General features: G+C 60.6%; 29 protein-coding genes and 1 tRNA gene. 27 read left to right on the forward strand and 3 right to left on the reverse strand.

Annotated features, from left to right (window positions below; genetic code table 11):
- The first annotated feature begins 133 nt into the window (after positions 1–133).
- The 24 genes from JNE37_RS15835 (at position 134) to JNE37_RS15950 (ending at position 19,356) form a co-directional block, all read left to right on the forward strand.
- Positions 134–901, forward strand: coding sequence for a DNA-methyltransferase (locus JNE37_RS15835; RefSeq protein WP_203063734.1), 768 nt, complete (start codon positions 134–136; stop codon positions 899–901).
- Positions 898–1,071 carry a hypothetical protein gene (locus JNE37_RS15840; RefSeq protein ID WP_203063735.1) on the forward strand — a complete coding sequence of 58 codons (174 nt, stop codon included), beginning with the start codon at positions 898–900 and terminating at the stop codon, positions 1,069–1,071. The genes JNE37_RS15835 and JNE37_RS15840 overlap by 4 nt, the downstream gene beginning before the upstream one ends.
- Complete coding sequence (locus JNE37_RS15845; RefSeq protein ID WP_203063736.1) at positions 1,068–1,397, forward strand: hypothetical protein; 330 nt, start codon at positions 1,068–1,070, stop codon at positions 1,395–1,397. Before JNE37_RS15840 ends, JNE37_RS15845 begins: the two co-directional genes overlap by 4 nt.
- Complete coding sequence (locus JNE37_RS15850; protein ID WP_203063737.1) at positions 1,394–2,215, forward strand: hypothetical protein; 822 nt, start codon at positions 1,394–1,396, stop codon at positions 2,213–2,215. The genes JNE37_RS15845 and JNE37_RS15850 overlap by 4 nt, the downstream gene beginning before the upstream one ends.
- Positions 2,145–2,699 (forward strand): hypothetical protein, encoded by a 555-nt coding sequence (locus JNE37_RS15855; protein ID WP_203063739.1) that lies wholly within the window; start codon positions 2,145–2,147, stop codon positions 2,697–2,699. The genes JNE37_RS15850 and JNE37_RS15855 overlap by 71 nt, the downstream gene beginning before the upstream one ends.
- On the forward strand, positions 2,696–3,352 hold the full coding sequence (locus JNE37_RS15860; protein WP_246513325.1) for a hypothetical protein: 657 nt from the start codon (positions 2,696–2,698) through the stop codon (positions 3,350–3,352). The genes JNE37_RS15855 and JNE37_RS15860 overlap by 4 nt, the downstream gene beginning before the upstream one ends.
- A 746-nt stretch (positions 3,353–4,098) precedes the next feature.
- Positions 4,099–4,677 carry a hypothetical protein gene (locus JNE37_RS15865; RefSeq protein ID WP_203063740.1) on the forward strand — a complete coding sequence of 193 codons (579 nt, stop codon included), beginning with the start codon at positions 4,099–4,101 and terminating at the stop codon, positions 4,675–4,677.
- A gap of 126 nt (positions 4,678–4,803) precedes the next feature.
- A tRNA-OTHER gene (locus tag JNE37_RS15870) sits at positions 4,804–4,873 on the forward strand.
- A 777-nt stretch (positions 4,874–5,650) separates the two neighbouring features.
- Positions 5,651–5,959, forward strand: a complete 309-nt coding sequence (locus tag JNE37_RS15875) for a DUF3307 domain-containing protein (protein ID WP_203063741.1) — start codon at positions 5,651–5,653, stop codon at positions 5,957–5,959.
- Positions 5,960–5,974: 15 nt separating this feature from the next.
- A complete protein-coding gene (locus JNE37_RS15880; protein ID WP_203063742.1) occupies positions 5,975–6,145 on the forward strand; it encodes a hypothetical protein in 171 nt (56 codons plus the stop codon).
- 12 nt (positions 6,146–6,157) lie between these two features.
- On the forward strand, positions 6,158–6,403 hold the full coding sequence (locus JNE37_RS15885; RefSeq protein WP_203063743.1) for a hypothetical protein: 246 nt from the start codon (positions 6,158–6,160) through the stop codon (positions 6,401–6,403).
- 136 nt (positions 6,404–6,539) lie between these two features.
- Entirely contained in the window at positions 6,540–6,881 is a 342-nt protein-coding gene (locus JNE37_RS15890; protein ID WP_203063744.1) for a DUF5681 domain-containing protein, read from the forward strand.
- On the forward strand, positions 6,787–8,232 hold the full coding sequence (locus JNE37_RS15895) for a terminase large subunit domain-containing protein (protein WP_203063745.1): 1,446 nt from the start codon (positions 6,787–6,789) through the stop codon (positions 8,230–8,232). Before JNE37_RS15890 ends, JNE37_RS15895 begins: the two co-directional genes overlap by 95 nt.
- 3 nt (positions 8,233–8,235) lie before the next feature.
- Positions 8,236–10,215 (forward strand): portal protein, encoded by a 1,980-nt coding sequence (locus tag JNE37_RS15900; protein ID WP_203063746.1) that lies wholly within the window; start codon positions 8,236–8,238, stop codon positions 10,213–10,215.
- Between the two features lie 91 nt (positions 10,216–10,306).
- Positions 10,307–11,275: a hypothetical protein gene (locus JNE37_RS15905; protein WP_203063747.1), complete on the forward strand. Its 969-nt coding sequence runs from the start codon at positions 10,307–10,309 to the stop codon at positions 11,273–11,275.
- A gap of 161 nt (positions 11,276–11,436) precedes the next feature.
- Positions 11,437–12,519 carry a N4-gp56 family major capsid protein gene (locus JNE37_RS15910; RefSeq protein ID WP_203063748.1) on the forward strand — a complete coding sequence of 361 codons (1,083 nt, stop codon included), beginning with the start codon at positions 11,437–11,439 and terminating at the stop codon, positions 12,517–12,519.
- A gap of 12 nt (positions 12,520–12,531) precedes the next feature.
- Complete coding sequence (locus tag JNE37_RS15915; RefSeq protein WP_203063749.1) at positions 12,532–12,933, forward strand: hypothetical protein; 402 nt, start codon at positions 12,532–12,534, stop codon at positions 12,931–12,933.
- Between the two features lie 61 nt (positions 12,934–12,994).
- Positions 12,995–13,630: a phage adaptor protein gene (locus tag JNE37_RS15920; RefSeq protein ID WP_203063751.1), complete on the forward strand. Its 636-nt coding sequence runs from the start codon at positions 12,995–12,997 to the stop codon at positions 13,628–13,630.
- Positions 13,630–15,102 (forward strand): hypothetical protein, encoded by a 1,473-nt coding sequence (locus JNE37_RS15925; protein WP_203063753.1) that lies wholly within the window; start codon positions 13,630–13,632, stop codon positions 15,100–15,102. The genes JNE37_RS15920 and JNE37_RS15925 overlap by 1 nt, the downstream gene beginning before the upstream one ends.
- Positions 15,099–15,473: a hypothetical protein gene (locus tag JNE37_RS15930; RefSeq protein ID WP_203063754.1), complete on the forward strand. Its 375-nt coding sequence runs from the start codon at positions 15,099–15,101 to the stop codon at positions 15,471–15,473. The genes JNE37_RS15925 and JNE37_RS15930 overlap by 4 nt, the downstream gene beginning before the upstream one ends.
- Positions 15,474–15,477: 4 nt before the next feature.
- Positions 15,478–15,897, forward strand: a complete 420-nt coding sequence (locus JNE37_RS15935) for a hypothetical protein (protein ID WP_203063755.1) — start codon at positions 15,478–15,480, stop codon at positions 15,895–15,897.
- A 51-nt stretch (positions 15,898–15,948) separates the two neighbouring features.
- Entirely contained in the window at positions 15,949–16,617 is a 669-nt protein-coding gene (locus JNE37_RS15940) for a hypothetical protein (protein WP_203063756.1), read from the forward strand.
- A gap of 7 nt (positions 16,618–16,624) precedes the next feature.
- The gene (locus tag JNE37_RS15945; RefSeq protein WP_203063757.1) at positions 16,625–17,647 is read left to right on the forward strand and encodes a hypothetical protein; all 1,023 of its coding nucleotides are present in this window, start codon (positions 16,625–16,627) and stop codon (positions 17,645–17,647) included.
- Positions 17,647–19,356: a hypothetical protein gene (locus JNE37_RS15950; RefSeq protein ID WP_203063758.1), complete on the forward strand. Its 1,710-nt coding sequence runs from the start codon at positions 17,647–17,649 to the stop codon at positions 19,354–19,356. Before JNE37_RS15945 ends, JNE37_RS15950 begins: the two co-directional genes overlap by 1 nt.
- A 210-nt stretch (positions 19,357–19,566) precedes the next feature.
- Here the strand turns inward: JNE37_RS15950 and JNE37_RS15955 are convergent, their stop codons facing one another.
- Genes JNE37_RS15955 through JNE37_RS15965 form a run of 3 tightly spaced genes read right to left on the reverse strand, consistent with a single transcriptional unit; the run spans position 19,567 to position 20,428 of the window.
- Positions 19,567–19,878 carry a lipoprotein gene (locus JNE37_RS15955; RefSeq protein WP_203063759.1) on the reverse strand — a complete coding sequence of 104 codons (312 nt, stop codon included), beginning with the start codon at positions 19,876–19,878 and terminating at the stop codon, positions 19,567–19,569.
- A gap of 50 nt (positions 19,879–19,928) precedes the next feature.
- On the reverse strand, positions 19,929–20,201 hold the full coding sequence (locus tag JNE37_RS15960) for a HigA family addiction module antitoxin (protein WP_203063760.1): 273 nt from the start codon (positions 20,199–20,201) through the stop codon (positions 19,929–19,931).
- Complete coding sequence (locus JNE37_RS15965) at positions 20,201–20,428, reverse strand: ribbon-helix-helix domain-containing protein (RefSeq protein WP_203063767.1); 228 nt, start codon at positions 20,426–20,428, stop codon at positions 20,201–20,203. The genes JNE37_RS15960 and JNE37_RS15965 overlap by 1 nt, the downstream gene beginning before the upstream one ends.
- 95 nt (positions 20,429–20,523) lie before the next feature.
- Here JNE37_RS15965 and JNE37_RS15970 point away from each other — a divergent pair, with 95 nt between their 5' ends.
- The 3 genes from JNE37_RS15970 to JNE37_RS15980 all read left to right on the forward strand — a co-directional run bounded on the left by JNE37_RS15970 (position 20,524) and on the right by JNE37_RS15980 (position 22,261).
- Positions 20,524–20,958, forward strand: coding sequence for a hypothetical protein (locus tag JNE37_RS15970; RefSeq protein WP_203063769.1), 435 nt, complete (start codon positions 20,524–20,526; stop codon positions 20,956–20,958).
- A 122-nt stretch (positions 20,959–21,080) separates the two neighbouring features.
- A complete protein-coding gene (locus tag JNE37_RS15975) occupies positions 21,081–21,746 on the forward strand; it encodes a hypothetical protein (protein WP_203063770.1) in 666 nt (221 codons plus the stop codon).
- Positions 21,743–22,261, forward strand: coding sequence for a hypothetical protein (locus JNE37_RS15980; RefSeq protein ID WP_203063771.1), 519 nt, complete (start codon positions 21,743–21,745; stop codon positions 22,259–22,261). Before JNE37_RS15975 ends, JNE37_RS15980 begins: the two co-directional genes overlap by 4 nt.
- Positions 22,262–22,534: the final 273 nt, after the last annotated feature.

The following is a 22,534-nucleotide window of genomic DNA, read 5'->3' on the forward strand; positions in this document are numbered from 1 at the left end:
ATAAGGGATTCCGTCCCGAAAATATCCGGTTATCGAAGGCTGTCCGCGACAAGCACGGGCCGCAGGAGCGACTTCGCATCAAGCGGTCTATCGCGCTCCACGCCAACCTTGAGAACGAGAGGAGGGCAGGGAAGTGACCATTCTTGCCGAACGCTCCATAGGCGCATGCCGCCTCCTCCTGGGTGACGCCATGGAGATCATGCCATCGCTGCTGCCGGTGGACCTGATTGTCAGTGACGTACCTTACGCGCTCACGACCGGCGGGGTGTCGAAGTCTTCCAAAACGATGTCTGGGATCTTCGCGGCGCACAACTATGCCAACGATGGCCAGCTCATCATGGCAACAGTGCCCTTCGATGAAATGATGCCAGCGCTATTCGCCGCGCTGAAAGCCGATGGCGATTGCTACGTCATGGCCAACGACAAGAACGTGCACCCTCTCACCGATGCCGCGCTTGCTGCTGGGTTCCAGTTTCACAACCTACTTGCCTGGGACAAGATCACGCCGACCGCTAACCGCTGGTACATGAAGAACCTGGAGTTCACGCTATACCTTTGGAAGGGCAGGGCGCGGACCATAAACAATCCTGGCGCCAAACAGCTCATTCGCGGTGGCATCGAGAAAGAGTCCGGGCACCCGACTGAAAAGCCGGTGCACCTTATGGCGGAATACATCGCCAATTCCTCCCGTCGCGGCGATACCGTTCTTGACCCTTTTATGGGCTCAGGGACAACCGGCGTTGCCGCAGTGCAGCTCGGGCGCCGGTTTGTCGGCATTGAGGTCGATCGAGACTATTTCGATATCGCCTGCCAGCGCATTCAGGACGCGTACGACCGTCCTGACCTTTACAGCGATCATCTGGATGGCGAGCAGCTTTCGATGGTGGAGGCTGCGGAATGACCTATCCCCGCGCCATCAAGACCAACGGCGAGCGCCAGGTCTGCGCGTCTCATCTGAACCTTACCGTTTCAATCGCTGAGATTGACCGCCGCGAGCAGCGCTACGAGCAGGTGCAGAAGGACCTCGTCCTCAAGCGTATCAAAGATATGGCCGAGGAGATCGCGTCATGACCTCCACTGCCTATCACTATCCCGGCAAAGTTCGGTTGGCTCGCGACGATCACGCTTTGTGGAAGCTTGTCCGCAAGCGTGTCGAGCAGAAGCGCTCATGGGAACAGATCGCGGCAGAAGTCGGCTGTGAGGCCATGGAACTGGTTGAGTGGGTCAACTGGCTTTACACGCCGCCCCCAGAAGCCAAGCCCAAGGACACGATCTCCTATGCCGGCGTGAAGATTGTTGACCCAGGAGTCAGGTCCGATTCCGAAAGCGCCCGGCGGTTTGCTGCGTGGAAGCGTCAGCATGACGGCGCCGCCAAAACCTTGGCGGGCCGGTCATGAGCCGTTGGTTCCGCCATTACGCAGGAATGATGCGCGACGAGAAGCTTGTTGCGGTGGCCATTCGCGCCAAGCAGCCGGTCGAGCGCGTCGTCTGGGTGTGGGGAGCGATACTCGAAAGCGCAGCGGAGATTGATGACGATGGACGGTTTGAAGTCGATGCAGCCGAGGTCGCTTACTTTCTGCGAACGGATGAGGCTGACATATGCGCTGTTGTTAGCGCGCTTGCCGATGCCAACCGTGTGGCTTCCAATCGTGTGGTCAAGTGGGGCGACCGTCAGTATCAGTCTGATAGTTCCAAGGAGCGCCAGGCTCGATATCGAGAGCGCAGACGGGCAGAAATCAGTCTCGGTGGCGATCATCGCAAAGCAAGTGACGTAACGAATGCGTCACGTGACGGCGAAGTGACGGCCCAAGAGACAGATACAGAAACAGAGAAAAAAGAAGAACATAACGGTTCTTCCAAAAAACGCGGCTCAAGGCTCCCCGCCGATTGGGTTCCTGACGTTGCGTTCGCTCTCTCGCTCGGCCTTTCCCAAGCCGATGTCGATCTCGAAACCCAGAAGTTCCGCGAGTGGTGGCCGGCCCAGCCTGGCCAAAAGGGCGTGAAGCTCGATTGGGGACTTACCTGGATGACCTGGTGTCGGAAGGCGCTGGCCGACCGGTCGCGCTTCGCTCGCGGCTCACCTCCGCCTCAACGCGCCCCATCCCAAGCAGACGTATTCGCCTTCATCGCAAGGAAATCACAGGATGACCCAGGACAGGAACACGAGGATCGCAGACGCGTTCGACCGGCTATTCCGGACCTATCAGCAGGGTGACCATTCCGCTGATCCCGGCGACCTTGCTCGGGAACGGCTGGCCAAGGCGAAGGTCTATTTCGAGGCGGTTTCGATCTACGAGGCAGAGGATGTCGAAGCGGCCGTCTCCGACTTCCTGAGCGGTTCGGTGCCTGGGCATAACGCGGCCTACGTTCCAACAGCGCCGCAGGTCGGAAGCGCCACGCGTCGAGCCATGGAGCGCCGCACGGATAGGCTGGCGCGCGAAAAGGCGTTGCATCCACGGCTGCCGCCGCCGGATGTCCCAAAGACCCCAGAAAGCCGCGCACGCGTCAAAGCGATGGTTGACGGCCTGGTCGAGAGCTTCGCCGAGCAGCACAGGACAGAAGACGCAGCGGCCGCCAAGCGCAAGCACGACCAGATGGTCAAGGCCAACGCCAGGTTCCTCGATGAAAGCGACGAGAACGCAATGCGCGAACGCCTCGGCTACTCCGTTGGCGACCGTGACGGTGAGGCGGCAGCATGACCAAGCCCATGCGCATTCTCATCGGGTGCGAGTGCTCCGGCATTGTGCGGCGAGCCTTTGCGGCTCTAGGACATGACGCTTGGTCGTGCGACCTGAAACCTGCCGAGGACCGCAGTAACCGGCACATCGTAGGCGACATTCGCGATCTGCTCGATGACGGCTGGGACATGCTCGCCGTGATGCACCCGCCCTGCACTCGCCTCACCAACAGTGGCGTCCGCTGGCTATCCGTGCCCCCGCCGGGCCGTACGCTGGAAGAGATGTGGCAGGAGTTGGAAGAAGGCGCAGCGTTGTTCAGCGCCTGCTGGAACGCGCCGATCGAGCGCATTGCCGTCGAGAACCCGGTCATGCATCGGCACGCCAAGGAGCGGATCGTCAACTTCCGCCCGCACACGCAGAGCGTGCAACCTTGGCAATTTGGCGACGATCTCGACGGCCCGGACAACGTAAAGAAACGCACATGCCTTTGGCTCAAGGGCCTGATGCCTCTGCGCGCCACTGGGACGCTCGATGGCAGAACCGCTCGTGATGAAATCCACAAAGCCAGCCCCGGACCAGATCGGGCAGAGCGGCGGAGCCGGTTCTTCCCAGGCCTTGCTGCCGCGATGGCAGAGCAGTGGGGCGGCATAGTTGATGAGAGGGCAGCAGCATGAAGTTCTCCCGCCCCAAGCTCCCAAAGATCGGAGACTTACCACCCGATCAATCCCAATCCCTTTTGTCCTACCTCAAGGACCAATCGAAACCGAAGAAGCGCAGGCAGAGGCAGTGGCTGGCGCAGTTGGAGAAGAAAGGAAGGGTGAGATGAGCGTTGACCCACACAACTTCTTCAGCCTAACTCCCGAGCAGATCAGGAGCATGCGCCGCGCCATGGTCATGCAAGCCATAGGAATGACGGCGGTCATGGGGATTGGGTGCTTAGCTGGGATCGTGTTCCTGACTGGCATTATCGCTTGGTGGTGGTGAATAACTCCCCGCCTTCCTTGCCTCCTAGGGGTAGAAAAGGAATTTGAAATGACGCCAGAGCAAAAGCGGTGGCTGGAGGAGAGGCCGCACTTCACGCAGTGGTCCCCCCATAATTGGACCTCGACCATGGGCTGGACTGATGTTGGGTATCTGACGCCAGCGGGGGAGTTCGTCCTAGGCGAGAAAAAACTGTTGATGGGGCTAGGCGGAGCCTGCAGCCTTGGTGACACCATTTACTTGCCGGATGCGCTGATCCTCAAGGTGGGGCGGGAGTATTCTCTCTGCTAAACATGTCGTAACGTTGTGGAAGCCAGGCGGGCAGATATTGACCGTCACCGTCAAAATCAGCGATTCTCGCCTTACCCGTTCTACCTATCTCTGCCCCGGCCATGTGTCGGCAAGGTCCGCGTTGTGAGCAACAACGGTGATTTTTGGCATGGCGCGAAAGCGTAAGACTGGCGTGAAGCGAACAGCATCGGGGCGCATCTCTCGGGCGCAGTCCTCCTACGAGGAGAACATAGACCCGATCGCAATCCGCATGCGAATGTTCGGGCTTACCGAGAAAGAGGCCAGAGACCAAAAGGCCGCGACCTTCATTGGGCGGCTGGCTTTGCTCGGACAGAGGCGGCGCCAAGACGGCATCACTGAACAGCAATACGACGCGGCCAACGACTATCTGGGTGCTTACGAGGCGTTCCAGCGAGCCGTGAAGTCTCCTGATGCACTGCGCAGCGGGGTAGGGGGCGGTGATCAAGGCGAGAGCCCTAACTATGCCTCCTGGTGTCAGCGTTCGATAGCGCATTACGAAGGAATGATGGCGGCCGTGCGGGCGGAGCAAAACCTCCATCGCGGTGCCAACTTCTATGCAGCGCTCGATTATCTCGTGCTTCGCGGCGAAAGCCATTGGCACATGGTTGGCGATCTGCGGCTGGCCCTCAATGCCATCGGCCATTTCACAGGTTCTATCCCCAAGCCGCGACCGGCGCTTGACAAATCAGACGCGGAGGCGGCATAAGGCGTTAATGCGATTTTCAGACTATCGTCTGAAGCGCAACGAATAGGGGTCGCCAAGCGCGGCCTCTTTTGCTTTCTCAGGTCGCTATCGGGAATGCTCGATGGCAGCGAGCGAGGCATGCTGATTGCGGGCTCGTCTGGGACGAGTAGGGCCTTCCAAGCCCTTGAGGTCGGTTCGAGTCCGACAGCCCGCTCCAAATAAGCTTAGGCCCGTGAGATGTGTCTGTTGGTGGAAGGGGCTGCGTTCCACGCGGTTTCGTTAGACCACTGGCGGGCACATCCAGCCGGGGTGGGAAGCGAGTGGTCTAGTCCGCCTCAATTCCATGCTGGCCGCAATTGGCAGCGGCTTAATTGAGAAGCCTAAACGCAGCATCAGTTTGAGGCTACGGAGCGGGCGCCGCCTTGGAAGAGGCGCCAACGGCAAACGATCCAGACAACGCCTCGATCCCTATCGAAGCGGCAGCACGGAAGGACGTGCATACCCGTGGCGGGTGGTTACAGCAATGTCTGGCCTCCGGTTTGCGCCAGTGACGACTGGCAAGAACGAAATATTCGCCCAGCCGGTATCAAGCCCGGCTCGCTTCGATCCCATCCCAAGGCAGGTGGTCAATGGGGCATTCGGCACGCAGACGACATGATCTGGCGCGCATGAAAAAGAAGGCGCTCCGCGTCTTCCCTCACATGCTCACGGCGAAATGGGCCAACCATCTCAAGGGATGCTCCTGCGCCATGTGCTGTAACCCCCGCCGGTCGCCTCTGTTTTCTGGCGATGCCCTGCTGACCATGCAAGAGCGTCGTGCCGCGCAGAATAACCCATTCCAAGGCTCACCCTAACCGGTGGGCCTTTCTCATTGGGCGACCCGTGAACAAGGGTTTCCAGTAGCGATCGGCAAACGAGTAACCCCGAAAGACCCACAGGCGCCCCGGCGCCGGTTGAAGCTCTTAGGCCGATCTCGCCCAACCCTAGAGGCAACATGATCCTGTTGATGATGCTCGCCGCTCATTGGCTGGCAGACTATCCGCTGCAAGGGCAGTTCCTTTCGGATGCCAAGGCGCATGGGCCGCTTCGCGTCTACCACCTCGTTGCTCATGCGGGCATTCACGGCGGCGCTGTTGCTCTTGTCACCGGCAGCCTGTGGCTCGGGATGGCTGAGTGGGTGGCGCACACGATCATTGACGAATTGAAGGTGCGCGGCTGGACAAGCTTTGCCCTCGACCAGGCGCTGCACATCCTTTGCAAGCTCATGTGGCTCGCTGCTCTTTCGTTCTTCGTCGCAGCATAACCAGTGGAGAGAGACATGACCTCGCGTTTTCAGCGTTTCCGCAATCGCGTCATGTCGATGTTCTTCGACCGCCTTGCAGAGCGTAGCCGCGACAAGCCTGTGTGGCTCGTTGACCGCGATGGCCGCGTCTATCTTCCGGTCAAGCGCATTGAGCTTCGCGCCGCCCCTCCTAACCCCACCAGATAAAGGGTGGAGAGAATGAGCCAACCTTTGCGCCTCATCACTCAGACCGAAAGCTGGAAGCAGGAAGTTCAGGTAGATGTTGTGACGCGCCTTCGCGAACTGCTGGCGATGGCAGAGGCCGGCGAGTTGCAAGGCATCGCGTACGCTGCTGCGACTACCGACAACATGATTGCCACCGGCTTCACCAAGAACAATGCGCAGTCAGCCATCATTGGTGGGCTAGCGCGCGTAACGCACCGCATGCTTGCGGGCGAAGACTAAAGCAGGGCTCTCCTTTCGAGCCGAAGCGGACGTAGGCGAAATCTCAGCGATCCATGCGGTGCCCGGCCCTGCGGGTGAAAGCTCGATAGAGGGCGAATGGATCGCGAGCCGCATCTCTCAAAACAATGGATGAACAATGAGCGGCATCAATAATCTCAAGCCGTTCCCGAAAGGCGTTAGCGGCAATCCAGGCGGCAGGCCGAAGGGTATCGCTGCCAAGGCGCGCGAGCACACCGACGCTGCGTTGGACGTTCTGGTTGAAGGCATGGCTGACGAAGATGCGCGCGTCCGCGTGGCTGCTGCCAAAGAAATTCTGGACCGCGGCTGGGGCAAGCCCCTGACGATGACCGCGGATGTCACCAAGAAGTTGGACGAATTCTCTGATGACGAGCTCGATGCCGGCATCGCTTTCCTCCGATCAGCTCTCAGCGCTTCTAGAGCGAATGGAGAGGGAGAGGACGAGCCGACTACGCACTAACCGGCTTCGCCAGTATCGGCCCTACGCCAAGCAGGCGGAGTTTCATCGCGTCGGTGCAGGAAAGCGCGAACGCCTCTTCATGGCCGGCAACCAGCTCGGCAAGACAGTGGCTGGTGCGGCAGAAGTCGCGATGCATCTTACCGGCGAGTATCCCGACGATTGGGAGGGCCGCCGCTTCGATCATGCGGTGACGTGGATTGCGGGTTCGGAATCGGCGGAACTGACGCGTGATGGCGTTCAGCGCCTTCTAGTTGGCCCGCCCGATCAGGAAGAGAACTGGGGCACAGGTTTCATACCCCAGCGCTGCATTGCCAATCGCACGCGGCGTATGGGTGTGGCCAATGCGCTCGATAGCGTAACGGTCAAGCATGTCTCGGGCGGCATGTCCTCGCTGCTCCTCAAAAGCTACGACCAAGGCCGCAGCAAGTGGCAGGCCAACACGGTTCACGGCGTCTGGTTCGATGAAGAGCCGCCGGAGGATGTGTACTTCGAGGGCATAACCCGCACCAACGCGACCCAGGGCGCGGTCATGGTGACGTTCACGCCGCTCAAGGGCATGTCGGCCGTTGTCGCCCGGTATCTGCTCGAAGAGAGTGAAGACCGCGCTGTGGTCACGATGACCATCGAGGACGCTGAGCACTACAGCCCGGAAGAGCGGGCAAAGATCATCGCGAGCTATCCTGCGCATGAGCGCGAAGCTCGTACCAAGGGCATTCCATCGCTCGGTTCCGGTCTGATCTTCCCGATCATCGAGGAAGAGATCGTCATCGACCCGATCCCGATCCCGTACCATTGGGTGCAGATTGGCGGGTTAGATTTCGGCTGGGATCACCCGACCTCGGCCGTCAAGCTGGCGTGGGACCGCGACAATGATGTGGTCTACGTCACCAACACTTATCGCAAGCGCGAGGCTACGCCGGTCATCCACGCCGCGGCAGTGAAGCCATGGGGCGATTGGCTGCCATGGGCCTGGCCGCATGACGGTAACAACGACACAGCGGCGGGCGAAAACTTGGCCAGCCAATATGGCGCTCAGGGTCTGAGCATGTTGCCAGAACGGGCGACGTTCGAAGACGGCTCAAACAGCGTCGAAGCTGGCCTGATGGACATGCTCGACCGCATGCAGACTGGACGCTGGAAGGTCTTCTCCAACTGCACGGAATGGCTGGAAGAACGCCGTCTCTACCACCGCAAGGATGGCAAAGTGGTCAAGGAGCGTGACGACACGCTTTCCGCCTCTCGCTACGCCATGATGATGCTGCGCTTTGCAATGACTGCGCCAAATTCTGAACCGCGCCGCCGCTACCAAGGCAACGGCCGCCGCTCCTCAACTGGCTGGATGGGTGCTTAACACATGGCCGAATACACCAGCAAAGAGGGCGCCGACCTGCTTGAGACCATCAAGGGCTGGTACAAAGAGGACATGCCCAAGGTCAACACGTGGCGGAAGGAGGCGAAAGAGGATTTCCGCTTCCGCGACGGCGAGCAATGGAATGAGCAGGAAAAGCAGGAACTGGAGGAGCAGAACCGCCCTGTTCTGGTATTCAACCGCACCGGTGTGCTTGTGGATGCTGTTGTCGGCTCGGAGATCGGCAACCGCCGCGAGGTGCAGTTTTTCCCCCGCGAGAATGGCGATGCGCAGGCCAACGAGCTACTGACGTCTGCTGCTGAATGGTTCCGTGACCAGTGCGATGCCGAGGATGAGGAATCTGAGGCGTTCAAGGATGCCGTAACGGCAGGCATGGGCTGGACCGAGACGCGCCTCGACTTCACCGACAACCCCGATGGCGAGCCGGTCATCTCCCAGATCGACCCTTTCGAGATGGGCTGGGACTGCAACGCGACCAAGGCCAACCTGGTCGATAGCGTTCGCCGCTGGCGGGTGCGGAAGATGTCATTGGCGGAAGCCAAGAAGCTCTTCCCGGAAGCCGACGAAGATACACTCAACGCCGCATGGGCCAGCGAGGATGACGAGGACACCCAGCCGACCCACATCGAGCCGGGCAACCGCTATAGTGGCATCAATGGCGAAGACGAAAGCCATGGCCCTTCGAAGAAGGTTACCATCGTTGGGTGCCAGTACTACCGCACCGAAACCTACTACAAGACGCTGCTGCTAGGCCCTGAGGGCATGCCGCAGACGGTCGAACTGGACCAGGCGAAATATGATATCGCTCAGGCCGGCGGCGCGGTTCTCAATGCCGTGCCGATGAAGCGGAGGACGGTTGTCGTCTGCTACGTCGGCCAGACGATCATCAAGCAGCCGAAGCCGACCCAGACCGGTAGTTGGACCTGGAATTGCATCACAGGGTTGCGCGACGAGGACAAGGGCACGTTCTACGGTATCGTGCGGCGTGCAAAGGATCCCCAGCGCTGGGCCAATAAGTGGCTGAGCCAAATGATGCATATCCTCAACAGCCAGGCCAAGGGCGGCATCATGGCTGAAACCGGGGCGTTCAAGGATCAACGTCAGGCCGAGGAGAGCTGGGCGCTAACTGATCGCATTACATGGCTCAACCAGGGCGCGCTTACCGGGCAGAACGGCCAGAAGGTGCAGGCCAAGCCGGTGGCGCAATTCCCGGCCGGGTTCGACCGCCTGCTCCAGTATGCCGACGAGGCCATTATCAAGGCGACCGGCATCAACATGGAGCTGCTTGGCATGCGTGACGCCACACAGCCCGGCGTGCTGGAGTATCAGCGCAAGCAATCCGGCATTGCCATCCTGGCCAGTTTCTTCAACAGCCTTCGCCGCTATCGGAAGATACAGGGCAGGGGCATGTTGTTCCTGATCCAGAACTACCTTTCCGATGGACGCATGGTGCGGATCGTCGGGCCGGAACAGGCCAAATATGTTCCGCTGACCAAGGAAGCAGTGACTTCGGTTGAATACGATGTCATCGTTGACGACAGCCCGACCTCGACCAACGAGAAAGAAAAGACCTGGCAAATCCTCCAGGGCATTCTTCCGATGTTCAAGGGCATGCTCACCCCTGAAGTCATGCTCACGCTGGCCGACTATTCGCCGTTGCCGGCGTCTCTAGTCGGCAAACTCAAGGACATGGCCAAGCAGCAGCAAGCCCAGCCGCAGCAGAACCCGGCTGCCATGCTGGAGGCCGAAAAGATTGCCCTCGAACGCGAGAAAATCGCCAACGAGCGCATGAAGCTGCAAAACGAGCGTGCAAAGATCGAGGCGGACGCGCAGTCCAGCCAGATCGATGCTGTTGGTGACGCCGCAGACCGTCAAATCCAAGCGGCGCAGACCGAAAATGATCGCATTCGCGCCATGGCCGAACTGGTCACGGCGCAAAATCCTCCTCCTGTGAGGGTCAACTAGCAGTTCGCCGGCATGTAGCTGGTGTTTCGCCCGCCGCGAGCGTTTCGCGGCCTTCGCACTGACGGCGATACGTCAGAACCCCAAGGAAACCATGGAACAGGAAGCTGAAAGCCTCTCCGCTGAGGAGAAGGCGTACTTTGACTCGCGTGGCGAAGCCGAAATCAAGCCGGCCGAGGCTGAAAAGCCCGACGCTGGTGTAGAGGCAGAGCCGGAAGCGGATGCATCGCCGGAGTTGGCCGATGATCTGGGCGAGGCAGATGCCAGTCAGGCCCCTGACGGTGAGGGCAAGGACGCTGAAAAGCACCGTGTACCGCTCCATACCCTGACCAAGGAGCGTTCGGCCCGCAAGGAAGCTGAGCGGCGCGCTATTGCGGCGGAAGAGGGCCGACGCGTTCTCGAGGACCGCTGGAACCAAATGCTGGCGGTGCAGCAGCCCAAGGAAACTGCAGAACCGGCCAAGGAGATCGACCCGGCGGTTGATCCTGTCGGCGCCCTGGCCGAACTGGTCCAGGGGCAGCGGGCGCAGAGGGCTGCCGAAGCTGACCGCCAGAAGGCCGAAAAGGAACAGAGCGAGCAGCAGGCGGCCTGGACCCGCAAAACCGACATTGCTCGATCCCAATACCAGTCCGCTGCTGCCGAGGACGCCACTTTCGAGCCGACTTACAACGCGTTGCGACAGGTGATCGGCGAAGAGCTGATGGACCTTTACGGCCTGACCATTGAACAGGCCCGGCATGAGGTTGACCGCTACGAAGCGCAGCAGATCGAATATTGCGTTGACCGTGGCATCGACGTTGCGGACCATCTTCGCAAGCTGGCCAAGGCCCGTCGCGTCACTGCGCCGGCACAGGCGTCCAACGACCCGAAGCCCGACCCGGCCAAGGAAATCGAACGGCTCGCTGACGCTGTTGACGGGGCGACCACGCTATCTGGTGCCGGTGGTGCTCCTATCAGGACGCTTGATGCCGAGGCTATCGCCAACATGAAGCCCGATGAGTTCGAGGCGTGGCTAGGCAAGCCTGGCAATCAAGCCAAGTTCAGGAAATTGGCAGGGGGCTAAGGCCCTCTGCCCGAAGTGCCTAAGCCCCAGATGGTGGGCTCAAACCATCCCTCGCCTGCTGAGCGTTATCAGCGCCCGTCCGACGACACGGCCAGTTCGTCCTTCGCCTAGCTCGCGGCGTCACAGCGCGCACCTCCCAAACATCATTCAGGACAAACCAAATGGCTGTTCACACCATTGGCGTCAACGACGCCCTGGCGGTGAAGCTGTGGTCCAACCGTATGGATGTCGAGGCGCTCAAGGAAACGACCGCCTACGAGTTCATGGGGACGGGCGCAGGCTCTCTCTGTCAGATCATGACCGAAACCCAGAAGGGTGCGGGCGACTCCATCAAGTGGGGTATCCGCATGCTCGCACAGGGCGAAGGCACTACCGAGAACGAAACCCAGGAAGGCAACGAAGAGGGCATCACGCGCTACTCGGACACCCTGGTTATCAACGAACTCGGTCATGCCCACCGTGTGCGCAACGAAGGCACCATCGACCGTCAGCGCGTTCCCTACGACATGCGCGAGGAGTGCTATGACTCGCTCAAGGACTGGACCGCCGACCGCGTCGATACGTGGTTCTTCAACCAGCTGGCCGGCAATACCGCCGAAGCCCGCTCGAAGTACACCGGGTTCAACAGCGCCATCGCGCCGTCGAGCACCCGCGTCTTCCGCTCCAAGGCTTCTGCGACCGACCAGGCCGCCGGTGCCGATACCACGGCTGTCTTCAAGCTGGCGATGATCGACTCCGCGGTGAACCGCGCCAAGACGACTTCGCCGATGCTCCGCCCCATCAAGGGGCTGGGCAAGGACGTTGATTACGTCTGCTTCATCCACCCCGACCAGACGCTTTCCCTGCGCGCTGACACCGCCACGGCCGGCAACTGGTTCGATCTCCAGGGCAAGCGCCTCCAGGGTGGTGAAGGCGACCGCAACGGCCTCTATACCGGCGCTCTGGGTATCTACAACCGCACGCTGATCGTGGAAAACACCCGCGTCCCGCAGGGCGTTCACTCCACCTCCGGCGCTTCGGTGGCCAATACCCGCCGCGCCATCTTCTGCGGTGCGCAGTCGGCCAGCATTGCCTTCGGCAAGGGTGGCGGCAAGAACAAGTTCAAGTGGGTCGAAGACCTCTTCGACTACGACCGCGAACTTGGTGCGCGCATTTCCTTCATCGCTGGCCTCAAGAAGACGGTCTACAACAGTGTCGATTACGGCACCATTGTTCTCACGTCCTATGCGGCCCCGGCTGCGTAAGGAGAGCGAACCATGGCAACCGGAACTCTCGCCACTACTGCCCGCAAGTACCATGAGGACCTGACGCACTACGTCGTGGCCCCCATCGTGTACACCGTACTCACCGGCACTATCGGGAAGATCCCCGCAGGCGCCGCTGTGATCGAAGCGGGTATCGTCGTCACGACCGCCTTTGCCGGCGGCACTCCCCAGACGCTCGACATGGGCACGGCAGCCGACCCGGATGGGTTTGCAACCGCGCTTGCTCTTACGTCCAAGGGGCGTGTGCTGGCCGACGAGCTGGCCACTTCTGACGATCTCTACCAGACCACTGACACTGACGTGACCTACACGCTTTCGGCCGGCGCAACGCCGTCCGCTGGCGCCGGGTACGTCTTCGTTCGCTACATCATGGCGAACCGTTCGGCGGGCTAACGATCCTATCGAGGCGGCGGGAAACTGCCGCCTCTCCCTTACTCCTGAGGGGAATTCAGCCATGACCACCCAAGCGGCGATGATCGCTGAAATCCTGGACGATACCGAGCGCGGCGCGGGCGAGACCGATGCTGTTCGCGACAAGATCGCGGCAGCTATTCGGTACTATCAGCCCTCGCGCTTCTGGTTCAACGAAACCCGCGATGTGACCTTTGATACGGTCCCTGGCCAGATCGATTACCCGTTCCCCTTGGGAACTCCAGGCGCCGTCTTCTACAAGATCGACGCCGCCATTGTGACGCAGGGCACAACCAACATCGATATGGGTGTTGAGGACTATAAGGTGCTCGAAGTGCTCCTGGATGGGAACAGCACCCGAAGCCTACCTACGGTCTATGCCTACATCAAAAAGGCTCTGCGTCTCTATCCGGCGCCCGATGTGATCTACCCGGTTCGATTGACCGGGCATATTAGGATTGATCCGCCGGCCGATGATAGCGAAGCGGACAACCCGTGGTTCGTGGATGCCTACGACCTCATCATGTGCCGGGCGAAAGCGCAGCTCTACAAGCATCGCTGGGGAGACCCAAACAACGCAGCCTTGATGACGGATGCCGAGATCGAGGCGCGCGATCTGCTGTTTTCCGCCACTGCCGATAAGACTGGGACGGGCGTGGTTCGCTCGACGCGGTACTGATGCAGTTTCCCTATGGTCCGCTAGCGCCCGACGCGGGCACAGCCGCTGCTGGCGTGACGTTGGCTGCCAATGGCGTGCTCCCAAAGCCGCAGGGATTCGGGCCGGCGCAAAGCCTGGTCACGGCAGACACGGCCACAGCGCTACCCGGCGATCCCCGCGGCATGGTGACCTGTCTCCTGCGCGACGGCGTGACTAAGGTGTTCGGGCTGACCTTCGATGGCCTCTATGAGTTGGGTTCTGACTTCACCTGGACCTTGATCGACAACGGCTACACCTGCACTCCGGGCGACGACTGGTCTTGCCAGCAGTTCGGCAATTTCCTGCTCTACACCAATACGACCGATGGCCTCTGGGCCTATGACATCGAGAACGGTGGTTCCCCGACTTACCTCCCGCAGGCCGGTGACCCCCGCGAAATCTTCATCTGCGCGAACATGGTTTTCGGCCTCGATTGCAAGGACACGGCTGGCAATCGCGACAATCGTCTGATCCGCAACAGCAACTTCAACAACCACACGGATTGGGCGACGGGCGGCGCCGACTACCAGCCCTTGGAATCCGGCGGCGAACTTCTGGCGGGGTACAACCTGCGCAATGGCGCCGCGGTGATCCTCCAGCGCAATTCGTTCCGTGTGCTCCAGTTCGGCAATGTCGGTGGGGGCGCGCTCTATTCGCTGCAAGAGGTATCGACCGAACGCGGCGTCGTCGGAAAGAAATCCTGCGTTGTCTTCGATGGGGTGCTCTACGGCATTTCCACGAATGGCTTCTTCCGCTTTACCCTTCAATCAGGCCTCGAGTTCATTGGGGCGGGCCTGGTCGATGAATGGTTCCTTGGCCGCGTGGCTCTTGCCGATCTATCGAGTGTTCAGGGCGCAATCGACCCTGCGCGCAAGATCGTCCTGTGGCGCTATCCCACCGATAGCGACCCGAGCGAAACGGTGTTTACGAGCCAGATCGGCTATTCCTGGGGCTACCCGCAGAACCCGTGGTTCACCTGGTCACAGCCTATCTCGTATCTGAGCCGTATCGCGACCGCCGGCTATACGCTCGAAGACCTCGACGCGTTCGGCACCGTCGATACGATTACCATCTCGTGGGATGACCGCTTCTGGCAGGGTGGCCAGCAGGTATTTGCCGCGATCGATGCTGACGGAAAGTATGCCACGTTCTCAGGCGCGGCGCAGGAAGCTACGATTACCACGGCAACCAGCAATAGCCCGATTTCGGCTCTCATCAGCTGGGCAACGCCCATAGACGATGCATCGGCGGGTGTTCTTGAACTGGCTGTTGCAGATCAACTGGCCGACACGCTCACATGGAAAGCAGGTGTGGGGAAGGCGAGGAACGGCGCGGCTCCGATACGGGGCCGGGGTCTCAACATCGCGTTTCGGCGGACTATTCCTGAGGGCGCCGTCTGGAGCTTTGCTAAGGGCATTGACCATATTCGCTCGTCTGCGCAGGGGCCGAAATGAGCTACAACGTCCTCGGCGGCGCGCTCCAGACGGCGCCGGTCAAACTCACCGACAGCAACCCGACAACTGTCCTTGCGGCTGACCGAGCCGGCACGACAGTGCTATCCGTCATCTGCACCGAAACCGCAGGTAGCACTCCGAACCTGACCATCGCGAAGACCGATGGGACGACGACAATCTACTACCGCAATGCCAAGGCCATGACGGCTAAAGAAACCGTGGTTTTCGAGACTGTCATCGTCCTCAAGAACCAGTGGTCATTGCAGATTACCTCGTCCAGTCCCGCTGGTGGGGTTGATGTGGACGTAACCTACCTCGCTCCCGACAGAACTGCGCAGGGCGGCCAATTCATGCCGTTGGGCCAGCGATAGAGCGATGCACATCGAGATCGTGCCGAAGGCGCGCGTTGAGGGCGAATGGCCGGCGCTTGCCGATGCCTTGTTACCAGTGGTGCGGGAAGACCCGAACGGCTCGATCGAAGGCTTGAGGCAGAAGCTGCTTGCCGGGAATGCCGTTCTCTTCCGCGCCGATGGGGAGGCTAACGGCCACCTTGTCGTGGAAGTAAGCGAGGAAGACGGCCGACTGATCGGCTGGGTGTCCTACGCCATCGGCGGCTTTGAGGGCGGTCCAAAGGCGCGTCTCGCCACGATCCGCAACGGACTATCCGAGATCGAGAACGCGATGCGCGCCGCGGGGTGCGTGGAAAACCGCATTTGTGGCCGGGATTGGTCGCGATTGCTGCCGGATTACGAGCCGTTCACCGAACGGCGCAATGGATTGCGAAAGGTGCTCTAGATGGGCGGCGGAAGCACTCAAACCACCACGTCTGGTCTCAACAACAGCGCATTGAATAGCGCTGTTACGACGATCGGCAATCAGCTCAATACGCAGTTGAACAATGGGTCCAAGGTCTTTGGGCAAACCCTGACGCCGGGTGCGGGTACGACCACGCAGAATGCATGGGCATCCGGGCTGTCTGCTGCGAGCAATCCGGGTTATTCGGCGGCGGTCAACAATGCCATTGGCGAGTTTGGCGATATCGCGGCCGGCAACCGAATGGGCGAGGGTGATGCTGGCTGGAACGCCGCTCGCGACCGCGCGCTCACCGATGTGAATAGCATGTTCACGACGTCCGGCCGCTTCGGTTCTGGCTCCCACGTAGGTAGTGCGGCCGAGGGCCTTGCTGCCGTTGACCTCGCCCGTCTTCAGGGCAACGAATCCCGCCAGATGCAGGCGGCACAGCTCCTGCCAGGCCTGTTCTCGGCTTCCACCATGCCATCGCAGTACGCCATGGGCATCGGCGCAGCGCAGGACGCGAACGCGCAGGCAGTCCGACAGGGCGAGGCTGACCTCTTCGATCGTACCAACAATGCTGGCTGGAACACGCTCCAGCGCGGTGCTTCGGTCCTCGCCGGCACGGCGCCAAGCGCTGGTACAACGACGTCGACCACTACGTCTCAGCCTTGGTGGCAAACCGGCCTTGGCATCGGCGCCGGTCTCCTGAGCTTCCTGTGAGGATATGATGGCAACTGCTGGCTTCCTGCCGTTCGCAAACCCTATTTCGGATTGGGTGGCCCCCCGACGCAATCAACTGATGGGCTTTTCTAGCGGCATGCTTGCCGGCGACCCCAGCGCGGCCATGGTCAATGCCATGAAGGGCGGCCAGGTCGATGCGGATATTGCCGAGAAGGATCGGCTCCGCGAAGAGGAAACCGCGCAAGGCAACGCAACGCGCGCTTGGCTCGAACAGCAGGGCTATTCCGACCTAGTGCCGCTGGTTGATGCGGGACAGGGCGGCTTGGCGTACACCGAAGCGCTTCGCCGCATGCAGCCTGGATATGGGCAGGACGCGCAGACGGCCAACATGCGGGATTATCTATTCTCGCAGGAGAACCCCGGCTTTGCAGACTTCATTCGTGGCGGCACCAACCGCCAGAATGTCAGTCTGACGCCTCAGTGGGGGCAGGATGAGCAGGGCAACTGGGTCATGCTTCAGCCGTCCTCCACAGGCGAGCTAGTGCAATCCCAAGTTCCAGATGGCGTCCGGCTGGTCGACCCGCGCCAAATCAATCTTGAGAAGGCGCAGGGTACCGCCGTTGGCACGGCCGCAGGGCAGGCCCAGGCCGCCGCGCCAGGTGATATCGCGGCCGGTGAAATGGCGCTCAATCTCATCAACCAAATTCGCACGAGCCCGGAATTGCCTTGGGCGACCGGAACCTCGGTGGGCTTTGGCGGGAACAAAATCCCCGGCACGGGCCGTTATGGCTTTCAGAACCTCGTGGATCAGGCAAAAAGCGGCGCGTTCCTTTCCGCTATCCAGCAGATGCGAGGCTTGGGCGCGCTCTCGAACACGGAAGGTCAGGCAGCTACGCAGGCCATTACCCGTATGGATACGGCTCTTTCGCAGCAGGACTTCCTCAAGGCGTTGAGCGACTACGAACAGATCGTGGCGCGAGGCGTGGAACGCGCTCGTGCTCGGCAGGGTGGTGGGCAGCCCAATAGCCAAGGCGGGCAAAGTGCATCCGACCCGCTGGGGATTCGCTGATGGCCACTCTCGCGCAGGTTCGGCAGCAGCATCCCGAATACAACGACATGGGTGACGGTGCGCTAGCGATGGCGCTTCACCGCAAATTCTATAGCGACGTCCCAATGGCCGACTATCTCGGCCAGCTCGGAATTGACCGCGGCGATGTGCTGTATGAGCTTCGTGATCCTGGCAATGGCGATGGCGACTATCTGCGGCAGCAACTGGCGGCCCCGGGCGCAGGAGAGAGCCAGCAGCAGGCCGAACAGCGTCAGGCTGGGCAGCTTACGCCGGAACGCCGTGCAGGTGGCGTAGAGGGCGCCGCACGCGCGGCGTTGCAAGGCGCTACTTTCGGCTTCGGTGACGAACTTGTGGCGGCTGGCGCCGCGGCGTTCAATCCAGATCAGTCGCAGTCGTTTGGCGACAAATTCAATGCGTACCTGTCTCGTGAACAGGGGCTGGTCGACAATTTTCGGGAAGACAATCCGGTTGTTGCCTACGGTTCCGAGATTGCTGGAGCCATTCCGACTGGCGTGGCAGCGGGCGGGCAGCTTGCCGGGCGCGGTGCGACGCTGGGTATGAGGGCGCTAACTGGCGCCGGTGTTGGCGCCGGGCAGGGTGCGGCATATGGGTTTGGGTCGGCGGATGGAGATCTTGCTGACCGCGGAATGAACGCTTTGATGTCTGCGGGCGTTGGCGGCGTTGTCGGGGGCGCGATCCCCCTCGTGAGCAACACAATCGGGAGCGCCGTGCAGCGTGGACAGCAAGGGCGAATTTTGGATGCCGCCGCCAAGGCCGCACCAACGGCGGACGATCTTAAATCCGCTGCATCGGCGATGTTCGAGCAGGCCACCGGCGGAACGCCGCTCGCTATCACCGACAATTCCTATATGCGTTTCCTTGGGGATGTGCAGAGCATTGGCCAGAAGCTTCGGATCAACGCAAATCTTGACCCCAAGTCGGTCGGGCTATCCGAAATGATGCTGTCGATTGCCGATGACCTCGCTCGCGGCGGCACTGCCGTAGACATGAAGGATTTGCACCTCCTGCGTCAGGCGGCTCAGCGCGTTGCGATGTCGTCTGAGGGCAGAGATGCTGCTTTTGCCAATACCGTCATCCGGCGCCTCGATGATTTCGTGCAGACGCTGAAGCCTGCGGATATTCTCGGTGGCGCTGATCCGTCCCAAGCCACCAACGCTCTTTATCGTGGCATTTCTACGTGGTCGCGCGCCAACAAGGTGGGCTTGGTCGAGGAGGCCATTCGCGTGGGACAGGCTGCCGCGTCTGGGCCGGAGAAGGGTATCCGCAATGCGCTTCGAACCATGCTTTTCAGGAAGCCCGATGTCTGGAACCGCTTCACGACAGCCGAGCAACAGGCCATCAAGGATGTGATCGACGGAACGCCCGGCTCTAACCTAATGAAGCTGATCGGAACGTTTGGCTTTGGCGGCAATACGGCTACCAACGGTATCGGCGGTGCTGCCGGTATGGCTCTGGGCCAGATGGCCGGCGGCCCGGTCGGGATGGTCCTGGGGCCGGCAATTGGCTCGATCGGTCGGAACGCGAGCGAGAAAATGACCACGAACCTAGCCAATCGCGCCATGGGCGCTGTCGCCACGGAAGGCTTGCAGTCGCTCCCCAAGTTCGATCCGAACAAGGCAACAGCGCTGGAGCGGATGCTGTTTCGTACCGCCCTGCCGGGCAGCAAGCCTCTAGTCCCGTCGCGATAGCCAATAGTGCGGGAAGATCATTAGCAGCGCGAGCATTAACAGCGCGCCACCGAAAAGCGCGCAGTAAGCCTGCCAATTGCCGAACCCCATGACGGCAAGGCAGAGCAACGCGTACCCAATCGCCGGGACCAACCACCATCGGCTCATAGGCTTCACTTCGTAGAGGTGGGAATGCTTGCGCGGTTCGAGTTCGATATCGGGCATGCACGCCTAATAACACGTTGTAGAGGACGAACCAAACCCTGTCCGGAAGGAATTGCAGGTTACCGGCTTCGGCGCGGGCGTGAGCATGTTGGCGCTCAACTGCCTCATGTTCGCCCTGAAGTTGGCATCGTCCTGCGCATCAGCCTGTCTGTCTTGTATGTCCAACTGCATCATGCAGGAGGCGTAGGCGTCGGTCCCTGGTTTGAAGCCGTATCCTTGGCAAGACGCTTGGTTTTGCGCAGCGCGAACTTCCGGACTGGTGGTTTGGCAACCGGCCAGAAGCAGGCATGCCGAGGCGATGGCGAATATCTTCTTCATAATTGAGCCCTCCACTTCCAAATCAAGCAGAGGGAAAGGCCGATGTCGAGTCAGGAGCGATCGAACGCTGCTTGCATGTTCAGCCAAAACTGAGAGCTGGTGTCAAAAGCGCTCGATAGCTTCGATGCCAGTTCGTCGGTGACAGGTGCATTGCCATTCAAGACCGCTTCGATGTCGGCGACAGGCGTGCCCAACTCGGTCGCCAGGTCGGCCGCTTCCATATTGAAGGGCTCCAGGAATTCCTCCCGGAGGATTTCTCCGGGATGGATCGCTGCCGGTTCCAGGTAGTCAGCGCTGTTGTATCGAGTAATGCGCACACTCATCAATTGCTGTCCTCTGGAGGAGCAGGAAGATAGCCGTGACCAATCGCCCAGTCGCGAAATACGATCCGTATGGCTTCCGGGCGCGAAATGCTGGGGTGCTGTTCCTGGATGAATTCATCCAGAGCTTCCAACAGGTCTTGCGGGAGCCGAACGCCAATCAGCGGGCTTGTACCGGTGGTTACCGGGCGGCCTCTTGATTTCCTGTTATCACTAATTGACAGCCTCATTCATTTAGTGCTAACACAAAATGGTCGGGCCGAAAAGGGACTGGAACTCCCTTTCACGGCCCTAACCACAACCATGATCTACGGAGGATCACGGAATGGCTGACTCACGCCATATCACGCGGCGCTTGCTGCTTAAAGCGTCCCCAGCTCTCGCGCTAGTTGGCTCCGCCGTTTTTGCGACCGATGCCATTGCCGCCGAAGAGCCCGGTACCAAGGTGCGCCGACTGCAACGCGAGCTTTCCGACGCACTTGCCGAACTCATGACGTCTTCGGTTGCTCCGGCTGACTACGTGTCTATCGTCTATCCTGCCGGCACCGTTGAGTATGCGCGGTCACTGATTGATCGCGACATTTTCGAGAGCGGTCGTGAGCGCGAAACGCTTCGAGGGCGGGCCATCGATCAATGGCGTGTTGCCGACGACGCGCTTAAAGACGCGCTCAAGTCGTTCGACCGGACGCGCTGGGAGTTCGCCAACCATAGCGAGAACGAAGCGCGCAACGCGATGCTTCGGACCTTCCGCTCTCTTTAATCCGAATTCCCCGCCGCCATGGGGTAGATGCGACCGCGAGCTTCATTGGGCTCCGGCGGTCGTTTGCGACCACCTGCACGCATCCAGGTCTTGGCGGGCCGGATGCCCAATGGAGAATGAAAATGGCAGTTGCCAAGAAAGACGTTGGTATCGAACTTCCCGCCCTCAATATCGGCATCATGGAAGTTACGCTGATCGGGGATAGCCCCCTGATCGTTCACGCTTGGTCCGCTAAGGCCAAGAAGGAAATGCTCGACAAACAGATGAAGAAGGCGAAGCCGGCCAAGGAGGCGAAAGACCCCAAGGCGGACTTTGAAGCGTCGATGTATCGCCTCTCGGATGGTGGATACGGGTTTCCCTCGGTAGCCTTCAAGAATGCAGCGGTGACGGCTGGGACTTCGGTCGCCGGGCTTACCAAAATCCAGGCACGGCAGGCGTTCCACATCCTCGGTGAGGATGCCGACATCGCAGGCGCTTTCGACGGCAGCAAGTCGCGCGTCAATCTCGTTCGTATCGAAGGCGGCGATCCAGCGATGCGCGAGGACATGGTGCGGGTCGGCATGGGGACCGCTGACCTCCGCTATCGGCCGGAGTTCTCATCGTGGCGCGCGAAGATACTCGTTCGCTACAACGAGAACGTCCTGAGCGAGGCTCAAATCCTTAACCTGCTCAACGTGGCCGGCTTCGCGGTCGGGGTAGGGGAATGGCGCCCTGAGAAGGACGGCCAGTATGGCATGTTCCATGTAGCCACGGAACGCGATTTGGCGAAGCTGGAGCTTGCAGCATGAGCCCGGCGCCTAAGATCGTAGGTTTCGAGTTTGCCACGGGCGCCCGCTTCCAAGCCGGAGAGCATCCCGACGCCAACGAAGTCGGGCGTCACATGGAAATGCTTCGCGAAAAGTTCAAAGGCGAGATTACGCCGGAGGACGTTCTTTCGGACGCCAAGAACCCGAACAGCCCGCTCCATTCGTTCTTCGAGTGGAAGGATGGGGACGCGGCGCACCAGTACCGCCTAGCGCAGGCACGAGGCCTGATCCGGGCGGTTGTGGCGATCTATAAGAAACCAGAAGAGCCGGCCAAGAAGATGCGCGCCTACGTGCATATCAAGGAGGCCGGCGCGCCGCACTATCGCGAGATCGGGCACGCGATGTCCGTCAAGTCTACGCGGGAAATCGTGCTGCGGAATGCGTGGCGCGAGTTCCAGCAGTGGCGGCAGCGCTACAAAGACCTCGCGGAGTTCGCAACGTTGTTTGAGGCCGCTGATGACCTCGAACAGAAACTACTCAGCGGCGCCAAACACTGAGTTAGCTGGCAAGGTTTGGCAGGCAAGGCAAGGCCCGGCGGGGTTAGGCTCGGAACGGCGCGTGATGGCAGGCGAGGTAAGGTTGGGCTTGGCCCGGCACGGTGCGGCACGGCGGGTTGTGTCATGGCAGGCGGGGCGGGGCCAGTCCGGGTTTGGATAGGCGCGGCTCGTTGAGCCAAGGCAACAAAGGGTCACTCTTCGGAGTGGCCCTTTTTCTATGGGGTAATGATGGCTGAACTAAACGATGTTCTCCGAACGCTCATAGGCGAGGCG

This window comes from Paradevosia shaoguanensis, assembly GCF_016801025.1.
Taxonomy (GTDB): domain Bacteria; phylum Pseudomonadota; class Alphaproteobacteria; order Rhizobiales; family Devosiaceae; genus Paradevosia; species Paradevosia shaoguanensis.